Source organism: Terriglobus albidus, from assembly GCF_025685425.1.
Classification (GTDB): domain Bacteria; phylum Acidobacteriota; class Terriglobia; order Terriglobales; family Acidobacteriaceae; genus Terriglobus; species Terriglobus albidus.
This window is the reverse complement of sequence record NZ_JAGTAS010000020.1, coordinates 14,318-31,965: the sequence shown is the minus strand read 5'-3', so window position 1 is coordinate 31,965 and position 17,648 is coordinate 14,318. Positions and strand designations below refer to the sequence as shown.

The 17,648-nt window shown below is 60.3% G+C and carries 20 protein-coding genes; 11 read left to right on the top strand and 9 right to left on the bottom strand.

Annotated features, from left to right (window positions below):
- Positions 1-16: 16 nt before the first annotated feature.
- Entirely contained in the window at positions 17-364 is a 348-nt protein-coding gene (locus OHL21_RS01125) for a hypothetical protein (RefSeq protein WP_263415406.1), read from the bottom strand.
- Positions 365-425: 61 nt separating this feature from the next.
- On the opposite strand from OHL21_RS01125, the gene OHL21_RS01120 reads away from it, so the two are divergent.
- Positions 426-1,469 (top strand): hypothetical protein, encoded by a 1,044-nt coding sequence (locus OHL21_RS01120; protein WP_263415405.1) that lies wholly within the window; start codon positions 426-428, stop codon positions 1,467-1,469.
- 69 nt (positions 1,470-1,538) lie between these two features.
- On the opposite strand, the gene OHL21_RS01115 is transcribed toward OHL21_RS01120, so the two are convergent.
- Positions 1,539-2,069 (bottom strand): YfiT family bacillithiol transferase, encoded by a 531-nt coding sequence (locus tag OHL21_RS01115; protein WP_263415404.1) that lies wholly within the window; start codon positions 2,067-2,069, stop codon positions 1,539-1,541.
- A gap of 22 nt (positions 2,070-2,091) precedes the next feature.
- On the opposite strand from OHL21_RS01115, the gene OHL21_RS01110 reads away from it, so the two are divergent.
- The 4 genes from OHL21_RS01110 to OHL21_RS01095 all read left to right on the top strand — a co-directional run bounded on the left by OHL21_RS01110 (position 2,092) and on the right by OHL21_RS01095 (position 5,182).
- Positions 2,092-2,937, top strand: a complete 846-nt coding sequence (locus OHL21_RS01110; RefSeq protein WP_263415403.1) for a glycoside hydrolase domain-containing protein — start codon at positions 2,092-2,094, stop codon at positions 2,935-2,937.
- A gap of 467 nt (positions 2,938-3,404) precedes the next feature.
- Positions 3,405-3,872, top strand: coding sequence for a Holliday junction resolvase RuvX (ruvX, locus tag OHL21_RS01105; protein ID WP_263415402.1), 468 nt, complete (start codon positions 3,405-3,407; stop codon positions 3,870-3,872).
- A gap of 97 nt (positions 3,873-3,969) precedes the next feature.
- Positions 3,970-4,443, top strand: a complete 474-nt coding sequence (locus OHL21_RS01100) for a GreA/GreB family elongation factor (protein WP_263415401.1) — start codon at positions 3,970-3,972, stop codon at positions 4,441-4,443.
- Between the two features lie 106 nt (positions 4,444-4,549).
- Entirely contained in the window at positions 4,550-5,182 is a 633-nt protein-coding gene (locus tag OHL21_RS01095) for a CDP-alcohol phosphatidyltransferase family protein (RefSeq protein WP_147645828.1), read from the top strand.
- Between the two features lie 323 nt (positions 5,183-5,505).
- Here the strand turns inward: OHL21_RS01095 and OHL21_RS01090 are convergent, their stop codons facing one another.
- Positions 5,506-6,084 carry a hypothetical protein gene (locus OHL21_RS01090; protein WP_263415400.1) on the bottom strand — a complete coding sequence of 193 codons (579 nt, stop codon included), beginning with the start codon at positions 6,082-6,084 and terminating at the stop codon, positions 5,506-5,508.
- Positions 6,085-6,094: 10 nt separating this feature from the next.
- On the bottom strand, positions 6,095-7,153 hold the full coding sequence (locus OHL21_RS01085; RefSeq protein WP_263415399.1) for a purine nucleoside permease: 1,059 nt from the start codon (positions 7,151-7,153) through the stop codon (positions 6,095-6,097).
- Positions 7,154-7,196: 43 nt separating this feature from the next.
- Here OHL21_RS01085 and OHL21_RS01080 point away from each other — a divergent pair, with 43 nt between their 5' ends.
- From OHL21_RS01080 to OHL21_RS01055, 6 genes are all read left to right on the top strand, one after another.
- Positions 7,197-7,697 (top strand): O-acetyl-ADP-ribose deacetylase, encoded by a 501-nt coding sequence (locus tag OHL21_RS01080; protein WP_263415398.1) that lies wholly within the window; start codon positions 7,197-7,199, stop codon positions 7,695-7,697.
- Positions 7,698-7,792: 95 nt separating this feature from the next.
- Positions 7,793-10,108 (top strand): xanthine dehydrogenase family protein molybdopterin-binding subunit, encoded by a 2,316-nt coding sequence (locus tag OHL21_RS01075; protein WP_263415397.1) that lies wholly within the window; start codon positions 7,793-7,795, stop codon positions 10,106-10,108.
- Positions 10,109-10,170: 62 nt separating this feature from the next.
- Entirely contained in the window at positions 10,171-10,644 is a 474-nt protein-coding gene (locus OHL21_RS01070) for a (2Fe-2S)-binding protein (protein WP_263415396.1), read from the top strand.
- Positions 10,645-10,647: 3 nt separating this feature from the next.
- Positions 10,648-11,502: an FAD binding domain-containing protein gene (locus OHL21_RS01065; protein WP_263415395.1), complete on the top strand. Its 855-nt coding sequence runs from the start codon at positions 10,648-10,650 to the stop codon at positions 11,500-11,502.
- Between the two features lie 133 nt (positions 11,503-11,635).
- The gene (locus tag OHL21_RS01060; protein WP_263415394.1) at positions 11,636-12,058 is read left to right on the top strand and encodes an antitoxin Xre/MbcA/ParS toxin-binding domain-containing protein; all 423 of its coding nucleotides are present in this window, start codon (positions 11,636-11,638) and stop codon (positions 12,056-12,058) included.
- 2 nt (positions 12,059-12,060) lie between these two features.
- A complete protein-coding gene (locus OHL21_RS01055) occupies positions 12,061-12,528 on the top strand; it encodes an RES family NAD+ phosphorylase (RefSeq protein ID WP_263415393.1) in 468 nt (155 codons plus the stop codon).
- A gap of 49 nt (positions 12,529-12,577) precedes the next feature.
- Here the strand turns inward: OHL21_RS01055 and OHL21_RS01050 are convergent, their stop codons facing one another.
- Genes OHL21_RS01050 through cysD form a run of 5 tightly spaced genes read right to left on the bottom strand, consistent with a single transcriptional unit; the run spans position 12,578 to position 17,479 of the window.
- The gene (locus tag OHL21_RS01050) at positions 12,578-13,132 is read right to left on the bottom strand and encodes a nucleotidyltransferase family protein (protein ID WP_263415392.1); all 555 of its coding nucleotides are present in this window, start codon (positions 13,130-13,132) and stop codon (positions 12,578-12,580) included.
- Entirely contained in the window at positions 13,129-14,211 is a 1,083-nt protein-coding gene (locus OHL21_RS01045; RefSeq protein WP_263415391.1) for an XdhC family protein, read from the bottom strand. Before OHL21_RS01045 ends, OHL21_RS01050 begins: the two co-directional genes overlap by 4 nt.
- Positions 14,212-14,259: 48 nt before the next feature.
- Positions 14,260-14,952 (bottom strand): phosphoadenylyl-sulfate reductase, encoded by a 693-nt coding sequence (locus tag OHL21_RS01040; protein ID WP_263415390.1) that lies wholly within the window; start codon positions 14,950-14,952, stop codon positions 14,260-14,262.
- Positions 14,949-16,526, bottom strand: a complete 1,578-nt coding sequence (gene cysN, locus OHL21_RS01035; protein ID WP_263415389.1) for a sulfate adenylyltransferase subunit CysN — start codon at positions 16,524-16,526, stop codon at positions 14,949-14,951. Before cysN ends, OHL21_RS01040 begins: the two co-directional genes overlap by 4 nt.
- Positions 16,526-17,479 (bottom strand): sulfate adenylyltransferase subunit CysD, encoded by a 954-nt coding sequence (gene cysD, locus OHL21_RS01030; RefSeq protein WP_263415388.1) that lies wholly within the window; start codon positions 17,477-17,479, stop codon positions 16,526-16,528. Before cysD ends, cysN begins: the two co-directional genes overlap by 1 nt.
- Positions 17,480-17,648: the final 169 nt, after the last annotated feature.

The following is a 17,648-nucleotide window of genomic DNA, read 5'->3' as shown; positions in this document are numbered from 1 at the left end:
CGATGGCAGCCCTCGCCTACAGAGCGATCGTTGTCACGGAGGGAGGAGGACGGCTGGCGAGTCCATGCGCCCACAACAGACGACGGCGCGTATCGATCGCGGGTCCCTGTACCGTTCCCACCTGCATTACAGGTTCGGGAGTCACATGCAGGGAAGTGGGCAGCGCCGAGTGCATGGCCACGCACAGCGGGCAATGGTCGGTGGGCCCAGACTGGCGCTGATCGCGTGTCTGCTGCACCGAATCCGGGTGCGTATGGCACAGCTCAACCGTGCTGGCCACCATAATCAAAAGCATGCACAACACGGCGACCCAGCGCATCCACGTGCGCCGCTCACCAGCATTGATCTGTCGTAGCATGCTCATAGCACTGACCGTATCACAGTTGCGAAAGCACACACGAATACGTCTAATCGTGTGGCTGCCTATGTTCAAGACGCTTCTACGTACGAAAATGTCGCGCGCCCTGGCGCTTATCTTCTGCTTGAGCGGTGGTTTGGCTTGCTTTACCGATTTTGCTGTCGCGCAGCAGCCCTATAACGGACCCCAGCGCACCCGTCTCATCCTGAAAGACGGCAGTTACCAGGTAGTGACCAGCTACCGCATCTCCGGCAGCAACGTGGTCTACACCTCGGCTGAGCGCGGCGGAGTCAAGGAAGAGATCCCCGCCAACCTGATTGATTGGGACGCGACCGAGAGATATCAGAAAGATCACGCCCCCGGCGCAGCTCAGGCTGCACAAAATAAGGTGCAACTCGACCCCGAGCTCCAGAAGGAGGAGGCTGACCTGCGGGCCCGCACTCCCGAGGTCGCGCCCAACCTGCGTCTGCCCGAAGACACTTCGGTTCTTGCTTTGGATACCTTCCATGGCACGCCTGAGCTGGTGCCGCTGGCTCAGTCCTCCGGAGAGCTGAATAAGCAGACGGCGCACAACATCCTGAAGGCAGTGATCAACCCGCTCTCCACCTCACATCAGGTTGTGGAGCTGAAGGGCTCACGCTCGCCCATCCAACTGCATGTACCGGACGGCCCACTGTATATCCGTGTCGGAGACGATGACACCGACGTGCCCTCAAACGCCTTCGAGGTCAACACGCACGGCTCCAAACAACAGCAGGCCCCGACCGGTGGATCGGATAAGAGCACCTACGTCATCGTCCGTTGTGACGTGCGGCGTGATGTACGCATCGTCTCCAGCTTCAACATCTCAATGATCGGGACGACCAAACGGCAGGAAGATGTGATCCCCACTACTGCCGAGATGCTACCCGGCGGTCACTGGATGAAGCTCACACCAAAGGAGCAGCTCGACTTCGGCGAGTACGCCCTGATGGAAATCCTCAGCGAGAAAGAGATCAACCTCGGCGTGTGGGACTTCGGCGTTCACCCCAACGCCCCCGAAAACCGCGAAGCGATTAAGCCGCAGGAACGGAAGAAGGCGACGCTGGGGATACGGAAACCAATTGAATAAAGGCAGTTGCTGGATTCTAGTTGCTGGTTGCTAGTTAGAAGCTCCAAGCAACCAAGCAACAACTAGCAACTAGGAACCAGCAACTAGCAACTCGACGTGGGCTACATGGTGCTTCGAGTGCCATGCGTAGATCAACGTCAGGTGCTCCACAGTCCATGGCGTTGTTTGTTCCGGATGCTGCAGCAGCCGCTGCCACTGCGCGTCATTGAGTGATTCGAGAACCGTGGCCCAGCGGGTGTGAAGAGCTTTCAGGAGATTGACGCTGACCTCGACATCGAGGCTGTTATCCGGCAACTCCGCCCAGGACTTTTCGTCGTAAGGACGAATCACGGGCGTCTCTTCTGTTAGTGCCAGCTTCAGCCGGGTGATGGCGTTCAGGTGCGAGTCTGCGATGTGGTGCACGAGCTGACGTACTGTCCATCCGCCTTCGCGATAAGGCGTGTCAAGCTGTGCTTGGCGCAGTTTGGCCAGGGCAGCGGAGAGTTTCTCCGGAAGTGCGGCAATCTCGGCGATCGCTTCCTTGCGGTGCGCGGGCGTGATGGTTTCGGGACGTGAAAACTTCCCGATGGGATAACGCGGATCGGCAACGGCTGTAGTCATGCGCTCACGGTAGCATGAGCATATGCAGGTGATTTCGCGGAAGTTTCGATGGTTTCTATTGGCGCTGACGATGGGTGCTTCCACACTGGCGCACGCTCAGGGAAAGCTCGGCTTCGATCGCAACGACTATCCCGGAGACGCCGCCATGCGAGCCGGAAAATCGCGGTTCGCCTTCACCGGCTACTGGCTTAACAATCCTCCCGGCGAGACCGGCAACACATGGGTGGGCAAGCGCGCGATCATCCGCGGCATGGGCTACGGTTTCCTGATCCTCTGGAACGGAAAGCTGGATCCGCAGATCAAGGCTGCCGCGAAACGCGGTGTTAAGCCTGAGATGCTGGGCAAACGGGAAGGCATTGCGGCGGTTGCAGCCGCGAAGCGTGAAGGTTTCCCCGCAGGTGCGGTGATCTTTCTCGACCTCGAAGAGGGCGGACGCCTGCTCGAAGAACAGCGCGCCTACACACTGGGATGGACTGAGGCGGTGGCAGCCGCTGGATATACACCCGGCGCATACTGCAGCGGGCGCCCGGTGGATGAGGGCGGAGGCGTGCACATTACGACCGCGGAAGATATCTCCACCTGGGTGAAGAAGCTCAAGCTGCACGACGTCGTACTGTGGGTGGCGCAGGATGCTTGTGCTCCGGTCGGGCCCGCGCCTGGATGCGTGTTGAATGCACCGAAGCTTAGCGACAGCGGAACCCCGAATGCAACGGTGTGGCAGTTTGCCCAGTCGCCACAACGGAAGGACATCACGGCGAGCTGCGCGAAGACGTACGCCAGCGACGGGGAGTGTTATGTTCCGGAGATGCCAGGGGTGCACCTCGATTTAAATGTCAGCAACTCCCCTGATCCTTCCAGAGGGCGCTGACACGAATCTGTTTTGAAAGGGTGGGAATTACGCCCAGGAGTCGGATCGCTCACGTCGCAGTACGCGATCATTGACTGCCGCTGGGGTCAGACCGTCCACCTTGGGGGTATACCGCACATGGCCACGATCCCGGCTGTAGACGGTGTACTCACACTGAGAACACGCCCACGGAAACAGCCGGAAGATCTGGCAAAAATACCGTTGCAGGGCCGTTTCCGTACCCCGGCGGTTGAAATGGCCTTGGCGGCAGTTCGGGCAAATGGCCGTTGCCGGATTGCGCATCATGCAGCTAAACATTCTCCTTCGCCGGATTTGGGGATAGTGGTGCATGTAATGGGCCAAAGCGCAAACCTCTGATTTCACGTGATTTCAACTTTGTTATCGGCAGCCGGCACGAAAAATTTAGAGAGATACGCGTCAGATTTTCCCCGGCGGGCGGAACGAAATGACACGTTTGGAGGATTAGAGTGGCAGAAGTGACTCAGCAGTTTTCTCGCACACTCGCAATCGATATCGGAGACACCTTTGTCGGCCTGGCTATGACGGACCGGTTGGGAGTGACGATCGAGCCTCTGTTCACGTTGCGCCGCACCCGGCTGAAAGACGACGCAAAGAACATCGCTCGTCTTGTCCGCAAGCATGAAGTCACCGAGATCGTTGCCGGGCTGCCGCTCAACATGGACGGGACCGAAGGCAAACGCGCTCTCGCGTCACGGGAGTTCGCCGAGGCTGTTGCCCAGGCTGCCGGGATCGCCGTGGTGTATTTCGATGAACGGTTGACGACGCGCGAGGCACATGAACGCCTGAACCAGGCAGGCTACGGGACACAGAACCGCAAAGAGGTGCTGGACCAGGTGGCGGCTGTTGTGCTGCTCGAAAGCTACCTTGCCGAGAAGGTTTACCGGGCCGCCCGCGAAACGCCACCCGTCGTATAATCAGGTTTCCAAGGACTAGCCGCATGCGGGCGCTGCCCTCGCGTGGTTCCAACAGCGCGAGGGGAAGCGCTTATTTCATTTCAAAGGCCCGAAGCGAATGCCCGAACACATCAAAAAGAGGCTCGAAGAAGAGATCAAGCAGTTGGAGTACGAGCTGACGACCGAGCTACCGGCTGAAATCAAGAAGGCGGTTGCCCTTGGCGACCTGAGCGAAAACGCTGAATATCACATGGCCAAGCAGCGGCAGGAGTTCGTAAACGCCCGCCTCGGCCAATTGAAGAAGCGCATGGCCGAGCTGTCGCTGGTCAACCTGGCGAATATTCCCAACGACAAGGTCGGTTTCGGCTCGACCGTAGTCGTTTTTGATTCCAGTAAGGACGAAGAGCTGACCTACAAGCTGGTCACCAGCGAGGAGTCGGACGTGGCCAAGGGGCTGATCTCAACGACCTCGCCGATCGGCCGCTCTCTGGTAGGTAAGGAAGTCGGCGATATCGCCACCGTGGTTACCCCTAGCGGCAAGCGGGAGCTGGAAATCCTGAAGCTCACCACCATTCACGAAGCGTCGGAATAGCAGAAACCGGACCTGCCTGCGGTTCTCCAGTGGGAGAGCCGCGTTCCGGCTGGGCCCGATTTTGGCTCAGTTCCCGCGGGCATTTAGACTAGAGAGCGGTACCACAATGACCTGGACAAGTGCATTTGGACGAGCCTGCGGCTGGTTGCTGCAGAAGATCGTGAACGGTCTGGCGCTCTCCCGTATCTCCCCGAACACCCTAACCTTCATCGGTTTGATCATCAACATCGTCGCTGCCTTCTTCTTTGGGTACGCGCGCCGGGCCAATGCCGATCGCATGTTTCTCTATGCCGGCCTGGTGATCATCGGTGCAGGTCTCTTCGATATGGTCGACGGCCGTGTCGCCCGGCAGACCAATCAGGTCTCGGTCTTCGGAGCCTTCTTCGACTCCGTGATCGACCGCTACTCCGACGTGGCGCTCTTCTTCGGGCTGCTGGTCTTTTACGCCCGCGGTAACCGGTTCTTCTATGTCTTCCTGGCGGCTTTCGTCATGACGGCCAGCCTGATGGTCAGTTACACCCGCGCCCGCGCTGAAGCCCTGATCGGCCAGTGCAAGGTCGGCTTCATGGAACGGCCGGAGCGCATCGTGCTCATCATCCTTGGCGCCCTGTTCAACCACTGGGGAACAATGGCTCCCGCTCTATGGGTGCTGGCGGTGCTCTCGACCATCACGGTCATCCACCGCATCCGGTTCACCTATCTCGAAACCGAGCGGCGCAAACTGCAGCCGACGACCTAAAGACAGCCGAGCCAAGAAGACCAAGCTCGATCCCTTTTTGAGGAATTGGGTGGGAGCAGCGGGCTTCAGCCCTTCTTTGTTGAGCGCTGAAGGCGCGACCTATACCAGCCTGGGGCAACGCCCCAGGTACGGAGCTAAGGAAACGTAAGAGGGCTGAAAGCCCGATCTATAATTCCCAATCGTCACAAACGATAAGCTCGGATTGAAGGCTGTTATATAGGGCGGGCTTTCAGCCCTTTAACCATCTTTTGGGGCGCCAAAACCTGGGGCGTTGCCCCAGGCTGGTATAGAACGCGCCTTCAGCGCTTGACTTTTCGCAAATCCTACCCGCGAAACCCACCACCCGTATGCTTCCCCGTCCTAAGGTCCACCTCAAACGGCACCTCTTTGTCGGCCATCATGTCCCACCCCATCCCGTTCAGGATGTTCCCGTCGACTGCGCCCAGAGTCAGACCCTCCCAGGTTAGCTTTCCGGTCTCCCAGGCCAGGCCATTCGCTCCCCAGGCAATCACGGTGTGGAAACCAGCGAAGAGCAGCAGACCGGCCTCGATGGCAGGCACTACTTCGATAACAGGACGTTGCGGTACCAGAGCGGCCCGTTCGGGAGCCAGCGTGTCCACAATGCAGGCGTAGCCACCGGCGATCAGGCATAGCTCCTGCGGGCGGGGGCAGCTCCAGATGCCGGACGGTAAGCCGGGATCAGCAAATCCCCGAGCGCAGGTCGCCAGGAACTCGCCACCGGATGAGGGCTTCACCAGGACATACATGGCGCCACGCGCAAGCGCCTCTTCTTCGCCCGGAACCGCACGGGGATAGATGAATTGCCGCGCTGGAGCGATGAGTGGCGGCCCGCCGAGAACCTGGGCCCGCCAGTCTGCGGGGAACGGATGCGTAAGACTCACATCCTCCAGCTTATTCCCCGGGGATGTGAGTCGCGTAGGTCTCCCACTTGGAGGTCAGCTCATGCAGCACCCTGCTGCCGACGCGCCATGCGTTCTCAACCGCCGGCCGGGTGCCGATGTAGGGCGAGTTCACGCTCTCAATCGCAGTATGACCCGGGCGGGGCATGGAAAAGTTCGATCCCGTGCGCAGCACCATCAACCGCTGGTAGTCGACACGCTTCATGCGATCCAGACGCTTCATCGCCTCGGTGAAGCCGGAATCCTCCATCTCGGTCATGACGAAGTTGCCCTGGCCGTCAGTGAAAAGCTTTACCCAGTCATTGGCAAAGTCGGTCATCAGCTTGCCGTGCCAGTAGCTGTCAGAGGCGAAGGTGTCGCCGATCATCACCATGGGCGGCTTCTGGGCATTGGGATAGCCGGTGAAGCCCTTACGGAACTCGGCAACCTCGGGCGAGTCCAGAAGCTGCGTGTCCTTGGTGAGGTTGTAGGCCCAGGCGGTCAGCCTGGTGTTGAGCTTGTAGGCATTGACGCGGTCGCGGATCACGCCGCCGGAGGGCGGCAGCTTATTCGGCTCGTGGGCGCCGATAGCGAAGTAGCCGGTCGGCCAGTCCTTCGGCATCTCTCGTGGATCGATGTAACGCGAGATGTCGTTGACAACGTAGTTCGCCCAAGCGGCGGAGCCGATTCCGGCATCTGCCGGATCGACGCCGGCAATGCCGTTCACCAGCCAATAGGCGTGCGTGAGGTCGAACCGCGGGTCTGTGCCCAGCGCCATCAGCGAAGTGGTGGCGTTCACCAGCGTAGTACCGCTCAGGATGCCCAGAACGGTGTGCTCCGGGTTGGTGCGGATGGGATGGATGCCGCCCGGAAAGTCGAGCGTTTCGGTCAGATGTTCGCGCTCCACCCAGAGCTGGAACTCACCGGGAACATCGCCCTCGTCCTTACCGATCTCAAACGTGGTAACAATCACAGCCTTGATAGGCCACGGCTTCTGAGTCGATTGGGCACAGAGCATGGGGGCAGCAAAGGAAAGCAGACAGACGGCGGCGCGACGAAGGTACGGCAACATGAAAATAGCTCCTGGTTACGGCGAGAATAGCATCTGAAGACGTATGGCATCGCTTGAGATCCACCGCGGAGACATCACCAAACTGGCGGTCGACGCCATTGTGAACGCCGCCAACTCCTCGCTGCTGGGCGGTGGAGGAGTCGATGGAGCCATCCACCGCGCGGCCGGGCCCGATCTGCTGCATGCCTGCCGTCTGCTGGGCGGCTGCAAAACCGGTGACGCCAAGCCAACATCAGGCTTCCGTCTCCCGGCGAAGTGGGTCTTCCATACGGTTGGTCCGGTATGGAACGGAGGCGGCAGCGGCGAAGACGACCTGCTTGCAAGTTGTTACAACCGTTGCCTCGACCTGGCGAGGGAGCATGGCGCCCAAAGCATCGCCTTCCCAGCGATCTCGACCGGGGTCTATCGTTTCCCATTAGAACGGGCGGCGGAGATCGCCGTGCCTACCGTACGCGCGCACGCCCATACACCGCTGCTCGATCGCATCCTCTTCGTCGCCTTTAGCGACGAGGCAGAGCAAGCGTACGCCGCGCTGCTGCGCTAGGGCATTTTCCGCAGCAACAGGGAAAATGCTCTAACGGAATCCCTACTTCCGCAATCGTCTGGGGCGACGTATGCTATGCGAATACTTTTTGCACCATGGCAGCCAAGGAATCCATTGTCGGCTCACCGGCGCTTCGCTATGAAGGCGAAGCCAAAGTGCTTGGATACGCCAAGTACATTGACGATCTTCACTTCCCGCAGATGATCCACGGCGCCACCGTGCGCTCTAAATTTCCACGTGGGCGTATTACCGCCATCCGCTATGGCGAAGGCATTCCATGGGACGAGTTCACCATCGTTACCTGGAAGGACATCCCCGGCGAGAACACCATCGTTCATCTGCTCAAGGACCATCCTTGCCTGGTGCAGGAGATCGTGAACCATCCGGAGGAGCCGATCGTACTCCTGGCACATCCGGATAAAGCGCTGCTGCGCAAGGCCGTCGATGCGGTGACCATCGAGTATGAGCCGCTGCCCGCTGTCTTTACCATCGAAGAATCAGAAGCTCCCGACGCGCCGGTGATCTGGAATAGCGAAGCCGGTGACTCGCCCAATGTCTTCAAGACCTACCTGATGGAGAAAGGCCACGTCGAGGATGTGTGGGCGACTGCCGATTACATCATCGAAGGCGAGTACTCCACGGGAGCGCAGGAACAGTTCTACATCGAGAACAACGGCGTCATCGCGGAGTACAGCGAACAGGGTGTCACGGTATGGGGATCGATGCAGTGTCCGTATTACCTGCATCACGCGCTGCAGCTCGCGTTTGGCCTGCCGGAACAGAAGTGCCGTGTCATCCAGGTGGAGACCGGCGGAGCCTTCGGCGGCAAGGAAGACTATCCCTCGGTGATCGGCTGCCATGCGGCATTGCTTGCAATGAAGAGCGGCAGGCCGGTGAAGATGGTCTACGACCGCATGGAGGATATGGCGGCGACCACCAAGCGCCATCCCTCGCGCACGCGCCACCGCACCGCTGTCTCAAAGGACGGCAAACTACTGGGCGGCGAAATTGAGTTTGCCATCGATGGTGGAGCGTACGTAACGCTGTCGCCCGTCGTGCTCTCGCGCGGCACCATTCATGCTGCCGGACCGTACAACTGGCCGCATCTGCGTATCCGCGCCAAGGCGGTGGCAACGAACTGTCCTCCCCATGGAGCCTTCCGCGGCTTCGGCGCGCCGCAGTCGATCTTCGGTCTCGAACGCCACATGGACCTGATCGCGAAGACCGTGGGCATCACGCCCGAAGAACTTCGCCGCCGCAACTTCCTTCAGCCTGGCGGCACGACAGCGACAGGGCAGTTGATCAAAGATCCCATCGACCTTAACGGCATGCTGACACGTGCGCTGGAGGAGAGCGGATATCACGCCAAGCGCGCAGAGTTCGCCAAGACGAATCCAACCTCACCCATCAAGCGCGGCATCGGCTTTGCAACCTTCATGCATGGCGCCGGATTTACCGGCAGCGGCGAGCGGCGGTTAAACTCGCTGGTGGCGATTGAAGTCGACGACGAAGGCAAACCGGAGATTCTGGTTTCGTCCACCGAGTTCGGACAGGGCACGAATACGATCCTCTGCCAGGTAGCGGCGCAGACGCTGCACATTTCCTATAAAGATGTCCGCATCGCCCAGCCCGATACAGATCGCGTACCCAACAGCGGACCCACGGTCGCGTCGCGTACCGCAATGATCGTCGGCAAGCTGGTGGAGGATGCATCGCACAACCTGCTGACCTGCATGCGTGCAAGCGGTCTTCTGGAAGAGACGTACACGCCGGAACAGTTCTGCCATGCCGCGCTTGCCTACAAACAGCAACATGGCGAGCTGCGCGCCACCGCACGGTATCAGGCGCCAGACGATATCTTCTGGGATGACGATAAGTATCACGGCGACGCCTACCCGGCGTATGCCTGGGCGGTGTATGTCGCCGAGGTCGCGGTGGATACCCGCACCTACATGGCCGAGGTGAAGAACTTCTGGGCGCTGCAGGAGGTCGGCAAGGTGCTGAACCCCGTGCTCGCCAAAGGCCAGGTCGAGGGCGGCGTCGCGCAGGGCATCGGTTATGCCATCTATGAGAAGTGCGTCTGGAAAGACGGCGTAATGGCCAACAACCAGATGACCAACTACATCATGCCCACCAGCGCCGATCTTCCGCCGATCCATGTGCTCTTCGAAGAGGTCCCCAGCATTCACGGACCCTTTGGAGCGAAGGGCATCGGTGAGCTTCCGATGGATGGCCCTGCTCCGGCGATTCTGAATGCGATTGAAGAAGCGACAGGTGTTCGCTTCAACCATTGCCCGCTCTTGCCCGAAGACATCTTCGACAAGCTGGCGAATCCGACATTGATATCCGCCGATAGTTCCCAGTTGCAGCCTGCGGTTGCTGGTCCGGTCTTTAGCGGTACAACACCCTAGCCTTCGGCGATACAGCACCATAGCCCAGCGGAGAGATCTGCTTCCCAGAATTGGAATCACACATGAGCACCATCACCTTCACTCTCAACAACAGCCAGGTCACCGTCGATGCGCCTCCGATGACGCGCCTGCTCGACCTGCTGCGCGAGCATCTGCACCTTACCGGAACCAAGGAGGGCTGCGGCGAAGGCGAGTGCGGCTCCTGTTCCGTGTTACTGAATGGCGAGCTCGTCAACTCCTGCCTGGTACCCACGCTGCAGGTTCAGGGAGCAACCGTCACCACCATCGAAGGTCTCGGCGAGCATACGCATCTTCATCCCATTCAGCAGTGCTTTCTGGAAGAGGGAGGAGCGCAGTGCGGTATCTGTACTCCGGGCATGATCCTGGCGACGCACCATCTGCTGGAGAAGCATCCTGCTCCGACACTGGATGAGATTCGGGAAGGCCTCTCGGGCAATCTCTGTCGCTGCACCGGTTACATGCGTATCTTCGAAGCCGTGCAGCAGACGGCGAAGCTGGCGGAGGCAGGGAAGTAAGCCATGCGATCTGACGTTCGCGATTACACGCTCACTGCTCCGGGTTCGCTTGACGCCGTGCTCTCGGCACTCGCGGCGAATCCCCGCCTTACGCCTATCGCCGGCGGAACCGAGTTGATGGTAGCGCTCGGCGTTGGCCGGCTTGGACGGCACGAGCTCATCTCGCTCGATGGCCTCAAAGAACTGCGCTTTATCGAAGAGAGGCCTGAAACGCTCATACTCGGCGCCGGAGCGACCTTCACCGATATCCGCCGCAATGCGGCCATCGCACGCGAGTTTCCCCTGCTTGCGCAGACTGCATCATGGACCGGCTCGATCGCCAATCAGAACCGCGGAACACTCGGCGGCAATATCGCAAATGCGTCCCCCGCGGCGGACAATCCGCCGGCGCTTCTCGCCTATGACGCATCGATCGAGCTGGTAAGCGCAACCGGCCGCCGCACGCTGCCGTACGACGAGTTCCATCTTGGCTACAAGAAGACTGTCTTGCAGCCGGGCGAGCTGATCTACGCGATTCATCTGCCGCGCCGTTTCGCGCAACACCGCCAGTATGTCCGCAAGGTTGGCACACGCAACGCACAGGCCATCGCGAAGATTGCGCTTGCGGCGACCGCGTTGATCGATGAAGCGATGGTTCGCGAGATTCGCCTCGCGGGAGCAAGCCTGATCGACCGCCCCGTCCGCCTGCATGCGACCGAAGCACTATTACTTGGCAAGGCCATAACACCGGAGCTGAGGACACAGGCTGCTGCCGTGTTGGCGTCGGAGATCAAGCCGATCGATGACATTCGCTCGACAGCAAAGTACCGCATTGCGGTCGCATGCAATCTGCTGGATGAGTTCTTGCTATCGCTGTGATCGTCGCTACGGCTATCTAAATAAAGCTGTCATCCTGAGCGTAAGCGAAGGACCCGCTTACCCCGCCTGCCCTGCTGGATGGGTACTCCATCTGAGCCTTTTTTAGGGCTATACTGAGCCTGAGGTGCCCGGTATGGTTGAGCCGCAATCGATCGCTGAGATTCTCGGTCTCAGCGCGTCCATCCGAACGGTCCGTGAGCTGGAGTCTGCTGTTTCGGCAGGGCTCCCAAAGCGGTCCTTGGAGAGGCTCTCAGCGCGGCTTTATGAAGATCCGCGCGTTGCCAGTGCCTACAAATTCAAGGTGGTTCCGGCGGCAACCTGGAAGCGACGTGTACGACGCCTCTCCGTGGATGAAAGCGAGCGCACTGAGCGTCTCGCACGTGTCCTGGCACAGGCAGAGTATGTGTGGGACGATCGTGAACAGGCTCGCGAGTGGATGAATAAACCTCACCGGGAGCTCGGTGATATGACTCCACTTGAAGTGGCACGTACTGAACTCGGAGCCCGGCGTGTGGAGGATTTGCTCGATAAGCTTTTTTACGGTCTTCCTGTTTAGCGATGTTTGCCTATCGAATCGCTGACTCCAGACACCCGATCTACGACGGAACGGGTGCTATGTTGCATGGCGGCCGTTGGAATTCTGTAGGACAGCGCGTGATCTACGCCGCCGAGAGCTACGCGGGCGCGATGCTCGAGGTGCTTGTGCATGCGAATCTCTCGATTCCACCAAAGCACCACCGAGTAGTTCGTATTACGATTCCAGATTCCCTCCGTGTCCAGACGATTTTGCCCTCGCAATTACAGTACTGGGACGCAGAAGATCTGACCGAAGCTCGAGCGGCCGGCGATCGCTGGCTCAACGCAATGCGGACCGCAGTACTTCGGGTGCCGAGTGTCGTGACGGAAGGCCGAGAGAGCAACATCCTGATCAATCCTCTCCATCCGGATTTTCCGCGAATTACTGCTTCAGTACCGGAGCCCGTGCATTGGGATCATCGTTTATTCGGCAGATCATCGGAGCGATAGAGCATCCCCGTCCGGGTGGGGCACCTTAGGTGACACGAACAGAAGAAAACTAGTTAAGCTTCTCCAAATCCGCAGGCGTATCGATATCCACCTCGCCACCTGGAAGCTCAATCACCGTCACTGTCTCGCGCTGCAGAATATCTCTGGCTCCCGCATCTCCCTGCAGATGCATCAGCTCTGAGAACAAATCACGTGGAAATACTGCCGGAACGCCACGCCGTCCCGCGTATCCACTGGAGGCAAGACCATTCACGCCGAGCAGTGCTCGCAGATGTTCTACCGTGACGCCGGGTTGGTCACAGGCCATCACCAGCACACCTTCCGCCATTCCAATAGCAAGGTCGCGCAGGCCCGCGCGGATGGAGGAGGCCATGCCTTCCTGCCACTCCTGGTTATGCACCACATGGATGGAGCCAAGCGAAACCACGGCTTCAATCTCTTCCTTATTGGCTCCCAGGACGACAACGATGGGCTCGCATCCTGCCTCGTTGGCGACGCGGATCGATCGTTGGAGCAGTGTCTCCTCACCGAGGCGCACCAGCTGCTTCGGCTGACCCAGACGTGTCGATGCCCCTGCCGCCAGAATCAAAGCCGCGGTTTTCATGGCTGCACATCCAGAGCGCACACCACATCTTCATAGCGGACCGCCGGACCTTCGTCGATGATGGTCCTCACCTTCTCGGCGGTGAGCTGGCGTAAGCCGGCGGGACGTTCATGCAACACCGCCTGCACTTCAGCAAGAATGGCGAGCGCGACTGCTTCCGGACCATCGCCGCCAAGGTCGAGACCGATCGGTGCATGCACACGGTCACAGGCCTGCTGCAGAGTGAGCCCTGCGCGTTGCGCCGCCTCTTCGATCAACAGGCTTGAACGATGCCTCGCACCCAGCAGACCGAGATACTTCGGCGCCAGCGGCAGAAGTTCCGTCAACCAGTGGCGATCCTGCTCGTAGCTGTGCGTCATCAGGATCACCGCATCGTTGCGACTCACCTTCACGTCAGCGAGTGTCTCGGCGACTTCGACAGCCTCCGCGCCGGGGAAGCGTTCCCGTTTCGCGAGCTGAGGCCGGCCATCGGCGACCATCACGCTCCAACCGAGTTCGTTGGCCATGCGCACCACAGGACGGGCGTCTTCCCCGGCTCCCAGTACGACCAGCCGCTGCGGTGCGGCGAGGGTCTCTTCAAAACAGTGTTCGGGATCAGCTTCGTCGCAGCCGGAAAAGTTGGTGTCCGCAAAGAGCTCTTCACCACGCGCTGAGCGGATCAACCGCTTCAGTCCGGCGCCGCCGGGACGTGGGAGCCAGGTCACGACCTCGCAGGGATATCCGTGCAGCGCTGCTGCCATTGCGCCTAGAAGAGCCTTACAGGCCTCGGAGTCCACAGGCTCCAGCAGCAGGTCCACGATGCCGCCACAACCCAGGCCATAGGGAATCTCGGCGGTGTCGTCGAAGGCAGTGGAGAAGCGTTCGATCACGGCGCCATCACGCACCTTCCAGAGCGCTTTGCGCAGGATCTCCGCCTCCAGGCAGCCACCGCTGATGGTGCCCGCGGTGCGTCCGTCCGGCAGAATCAGCAGACGGGCTCCGGGGCGGCGATAGCTGGACCCATGCACGCGCACCAGCGTGACCAGAACTCCACCGCCCGCCTGGCCGGAAAGCGCGACAATGTCTCGGCGCTCTTTCATGTGTAGTGAGATGCTAGCGCAGTCGTGCGAGAACGTGTAGCGCCTGCGCTATTGTTTCTCGCTGAAGGTGTGAATGCCGCACTCCAGCTTCTTTCCACCCCAGCGCCCCGCACGGGCGTTGTTGGGGTCACTCGAGATTGCGGTGCACGGCTCGCATCCGATGGAGGTATATCCCTTGGCGTACAACGGCAGCTCAGGGATCTCGTGGGCCTTGGCGTACGCGGTGACCTGCTCCCAGTTCCAGTCCGCCAGCAGCGAGATCTTCTTCAACTGGTGGCCATTGGGAGTACGGTGATCCTCAACCTTCTTGAGGTTGGCGCGCGTCGGCGACTGCTCGCGGCGCAGGCCGGTGAACCACACACCGTAAGGCTCCAGAGACTTCATCAAAGGTCCCACCTTGCGCAGATTGCAGCACTCGGTCGGATTCACGATGTGTAGCAGGCCGCGTTTTGCCTCGTGCTCTGCGCGAGTCTCGTCCGGCAGCGCGTTGATGAGGTTCAGATTCCAGGCCGCCACCATCTGGTCGCGGTAGGCATAGGTCTCCGAGAAGTGATAGCCGGTCTCCAGGAAGATGACCGCGATCTCCGGCTGAATCTTCCGCAGGATATCCAGCACGACCATATCCTCGATCTGGAAGCTGCAGGTAAAGCAGGCAGGCACGCCGTCAAACTCAGCGAAGACCTGTTCCGCCAACTGCTCTGCGTTCAACGATTCGTAGTCCACCGGAAGGGCGACGCTCATACGGTTACTCCCATCTCCGCCAGGGCGGCAATCAGTCCGGCATCGTCCGAGGCATTGAGGACAGTGGCGCCTTCGACTGCTCCGGCGACGATTGCCAATACACCCGCAAGCTGCAGGGCACGCACGGCGACCGGAACTTCCTCCGGAGAGAAGCCATGCAGCACCACCGCACGATGCCCGGCAGCGGCCAGCATCTCCCGCAGGCGCTCGGCCAGATCGATGTGAGCGGCGGCGAGCAGCGCAGGCAGATCGCTGCGCGTTGCCGTGCTTACGGCACGGTCGATCATCAGCGCGCCGACGGTCGCGTTTGAGAGCGGATCGATCAGGATCGCCGCACCTGTTACGCGGTTCTCGCGATAGGCATCGAAGAAGAGGGGCAGATTGGTCTCAAACTCTACTTCCGCGATGTCGTTCATCTTCAACTCAGTGGCGTCCAGATGCTCCAGCGAGTTGACATCGACACGATAGGAAATGCGTTTCACCTCGGCACGGACGACGCGCGAGGTCTGCTTCAGAAGGTAGGTCTTGCCCACCTCGAGCGGCTCCTCGTGCATCCACACTACCTTCGCCCCGAAGGCAGTGCTCACCGTCGGAACGGAGTTGGAGTGCGCGTCGGGCGAGATCAGCATCTCGCCGCGGCTGAGATCGATCTCGTCCGCCAGCTCCAGCGTGACACTCTCACCCGGGCCGGCGGCCTTCAGGTCGCCATCCCAGGTCACGATGCGCTTCACCTGGGTGCGGCGGCCGCTGGGCAGCGCAACGACGTGCTGGCCGGCGCGGACAATACCGCTGGCCACCTGTCCTGCAAAGCCGCGGAAGGTGCGGTCAGGGCGAACGACGAGCTGTACCGGGAAACGAAGCGGCTGGTCGGCGACATGCTCGCGCAGCGGCACAGTCTCCAGATAATCGAGCAGCGTCGGTCCGGTGTACCACGGCATGTTGGCCGACGCGGTGACGACATTGTCGCCCTCCAGAGCCGAGACGGGGATGATCTGCACGCTGCGCAGACCCAGCCGTTTTGCCAGTGTGCGGAAGTCGGCTTCGATGGCGCGGAACTTCGCCTCGTCATAGCCCACAAGATCCATCTTGTTCACTGCGGCGACGACGTGCGGAATGCCTAGCAGTGACGCGATAAAACTGTGGCGGCGAGACTGCGGAAGAATTCCCTTGCTTCCATCCACGAGCACAATCGCAACGTCAGCCGTCGATGCCCCCGTAGCCATGTTGCGCGTGTACTGCTCGTGGCCGGGCGTGTCCGCAATGATGAACTTGCGTTTCGCGGTGGCGAAGTAGCGGTAGGCCACATCGATGGTGATGCCCTGTTCACGTTCCGCGCGCAGGCCGTCGGTCAGCAGCGAAAGATCGACGCGTCCACTGCCGGCGCGGTTAACGCGGCTCTTGGCGACAGAGGCGAGCTGGTCTTCGTAGACGCTCTTGGTATCGTGCAGCAGACGGCCGATGAGTGTGCTCTTGCCGTCATCAACGGAACCTGCCGTGGTAAAGCGCAGCAGCTCGCGGTCGAGATGCGAGTCCAGAAATGCGCGGAAGTCAGTAACTGCGGATGCGGTGGCCATTAGAAGTAGCCCTCCCGCTTCTTGGTCTCCATGGAACCCTCTTCGTCGTGATCGATGGCGCGGTTCTCGCGCTCCGAGCGGCGGAAGCTGATCAGCTCCGCGATGATCTTTTCAAGGGTGTCCGCTTCGCTGCGGATTGCTCCGGTGCAGGGCATGCAGCCCAGCGAGCGCATGCGGCACATGACTGTCTCAATCTTTTCTCCAGGCAGCAGGCGCGTCTCCGGATAGGTGAGTGTGATCTGTCCGGCGCGAATGACGGCTTCACGCTCGCGCGCGAAGTAGAGCGGCACGATGGGAATCTGCTCGGTGTAGAGATAGAGCCAGATGTCGAGCTCGGTCCAGTTCGAGAGCGGGAAGACGCGAATGCTCTCGCCTTTTCTCAGACGTGAGTTGTAGATCTGCCAGAGCTCAGGCCGCTGGTTCTTCGGATCCCACTGTCCGTTGCCATCGCGGAAGCTGTAAACCCGTTCCTTGGCGCGGCTCTTCTCTTCATCGCGGCGCGCTCCACCGAAGGCTGCATCGAAGCCGCCCGCCTCCAGGCCGTCCAGCAGAGCACGTGTCTTCAGCAGGCCGCAGCAGTTCTGTGTTCCCAGGTCGTGCGGATTCGCTCCGTCGGCAATGGCCTTCTCATTGCGGTGCACGATCAGGTCGGCGCCGATCTCCTTCGCGTAGTTATCGCGGAAGGAGATCATCTCCGGGAACTTGTAACTCGTATCGATGTGCAGCAGAGGGAAGGGAATCTTGCCGGGGTAAAAGGCCTTTTGCGCCAGCCGCAGCATGACGCTCGAGTCTTTGCCGATGGAATACAGCATGACCGGCCGTGCGAACTCGGCGACGGCCTCACGCAGGATGAAGATGCTTTCGGCCTCCAACGCGCGCAGGTGGTCCATCTTGCGCGGCGTCAGAAGCTCGGCGACGGACGATGTAGCGTCAGTGGGAAGAAGGGTACTCATAGACTCCGGTACTTCCAGAAAAGATGATGTGGGACAAGAGAACGATGCGCGAGCGCGAAGGAAGAGGGCGCTAGAGGAGACAACAACAGCGGTCGGTAAGGACGCGGCGCATCACGTCTTTATTCTAGCAAAAAAGGACGGGGCAACCGGCACGCCAGGCCACCCCGTC

Excerpts from the sequence above, each read along its gene's own strand:
- cysN (WP_263415389.1), bottom strand. The coding sequence starts at position 16,526 with ATGGCCACCGCATCCGCAGTTACTGACTTCCGCGCATTTCTGGACTCG.
- OHL21_RS01085 (WP_263415399.1), bottom strand. The coding sequence starts at position 7,153 with ATGTTGCCGTACCTTCGTCGCGCCGCCGTCTGTCTGCTTTCCTTTGCT.
- OHL21_RS01125 (WP_263415406.1), bottom strand. The coding sequence starts at position 364 with ATGAGCATGCTACGACAGATCAATGCTGGTGAGCGGCGCACGTGGATG.
- OHL21_RS01075 (WP_263415397.1), top strand. The coding sequence starts at position 7,793 with ATGGCAGCCAAGGAATCCATTGTCGGCTCACCGGCGCTTCGCTATGAA.
- OHL21_RS01095 (WP_147645828.1), top strand. The coding sequence starts at position 4,550 with ATGACCTGGACAAGTGCATTTGGACGAGCCTGCGGCTGGTTGCTGCAG.
- OHL21_RS01060 (WP_263415394.1), top strand. The coding sequence starts at position 11,636 with ATGGTTGAGCCGCAATCGATCGCTGAGATTCTCGGTCTCAGCGCGTCC.
- OHL21_RS01115 (WP_263415404.1), bottom strand. The coding sequence starts at position 2,069 with ATGACTACAGCCGTTGCCGATCCGCGTTATCCCATCGGGAAGTTTTCA.
- OHL21_RS01055 (WP_263415393.1), top strand. The coding sequence starts at position 12,061 with ATGTTTGCCTATCGAATCGCTGACTCCAGACACCCGATCTACGACGGA.
- OHL21_RS01100 (WP_263415401.1), top strand. The coding sequence starts at position 3,970 with ATGCCCGAACACATCAAAAAGAGGCTCGAAGAAGAGATCAAGCAGTTG.
- cysD (WP_263415388.1), bottom strand. The coding sequence starts at position 17,479 with ATGAGTACCCTTCTTCCCACTGACGCTACATCGTCCGTCGCCGAGCTT.
- OHL21_RS01050 (WP_263415392.1), bottom strand. The coding sequence starts at position 13,132 with ATGAAAACCGCGGCTTTGATTCTGGCGGCAGGGGCATCGACACGTCTG.
- OHL21_RS01120 (WP_263415405.1), top strand. The coding sequence starts at position 426 with ATGTTCAAGACGCTTCTACGTACGAAAATGTCGCGCGCCCTGGCGCTT.
- OHL21_RS01040 (WP_263415390.1), bottom strand. The coding sequence starts at position 14,952 with ATGAGCGTCGCCCTTCCGGTGGACTACGAATCGTTGAACGCAGAGCAG.
- OHL21_RS01065 (WP_263415395.1), top strand. The coding sequence starts at position 10,648 with ATGCGATCTGACGTTCGCGATTACACGCTCACTGCTCCGGGTTCGCTT.
- OHL21_RS01110 (WP_263415403.1), top strand. The coding sequence starts at position 2,092 with ATGCAGGTGATTTCGCGGAAGTTTCGATGGTTTCTATTGGCGCTGACG.
- OHL21_RS01080 (WP_263415398.1), top strand. The coding sequence starts at position 7,197 with ATGGCATCGCTTGAGATCCACCGCGGAGACATCACCAAACTGGCGGTC.
- OHL21_RS01045 (WP_263415391.1), bottom strand. The coding sequence starts at position 14,211 with ATGAAAGAGCGCCGAGACATTGTCGCGCTTTCCGGCCAGGCGGGCGGT.
- OHL21_RS01070 (WP_263415396.1), top strand. The coding sequence starts at position 10,171 with ATGAGCACCATCACCTTCACTCTCAACAACAGCCAGGTCACCGTCGAT.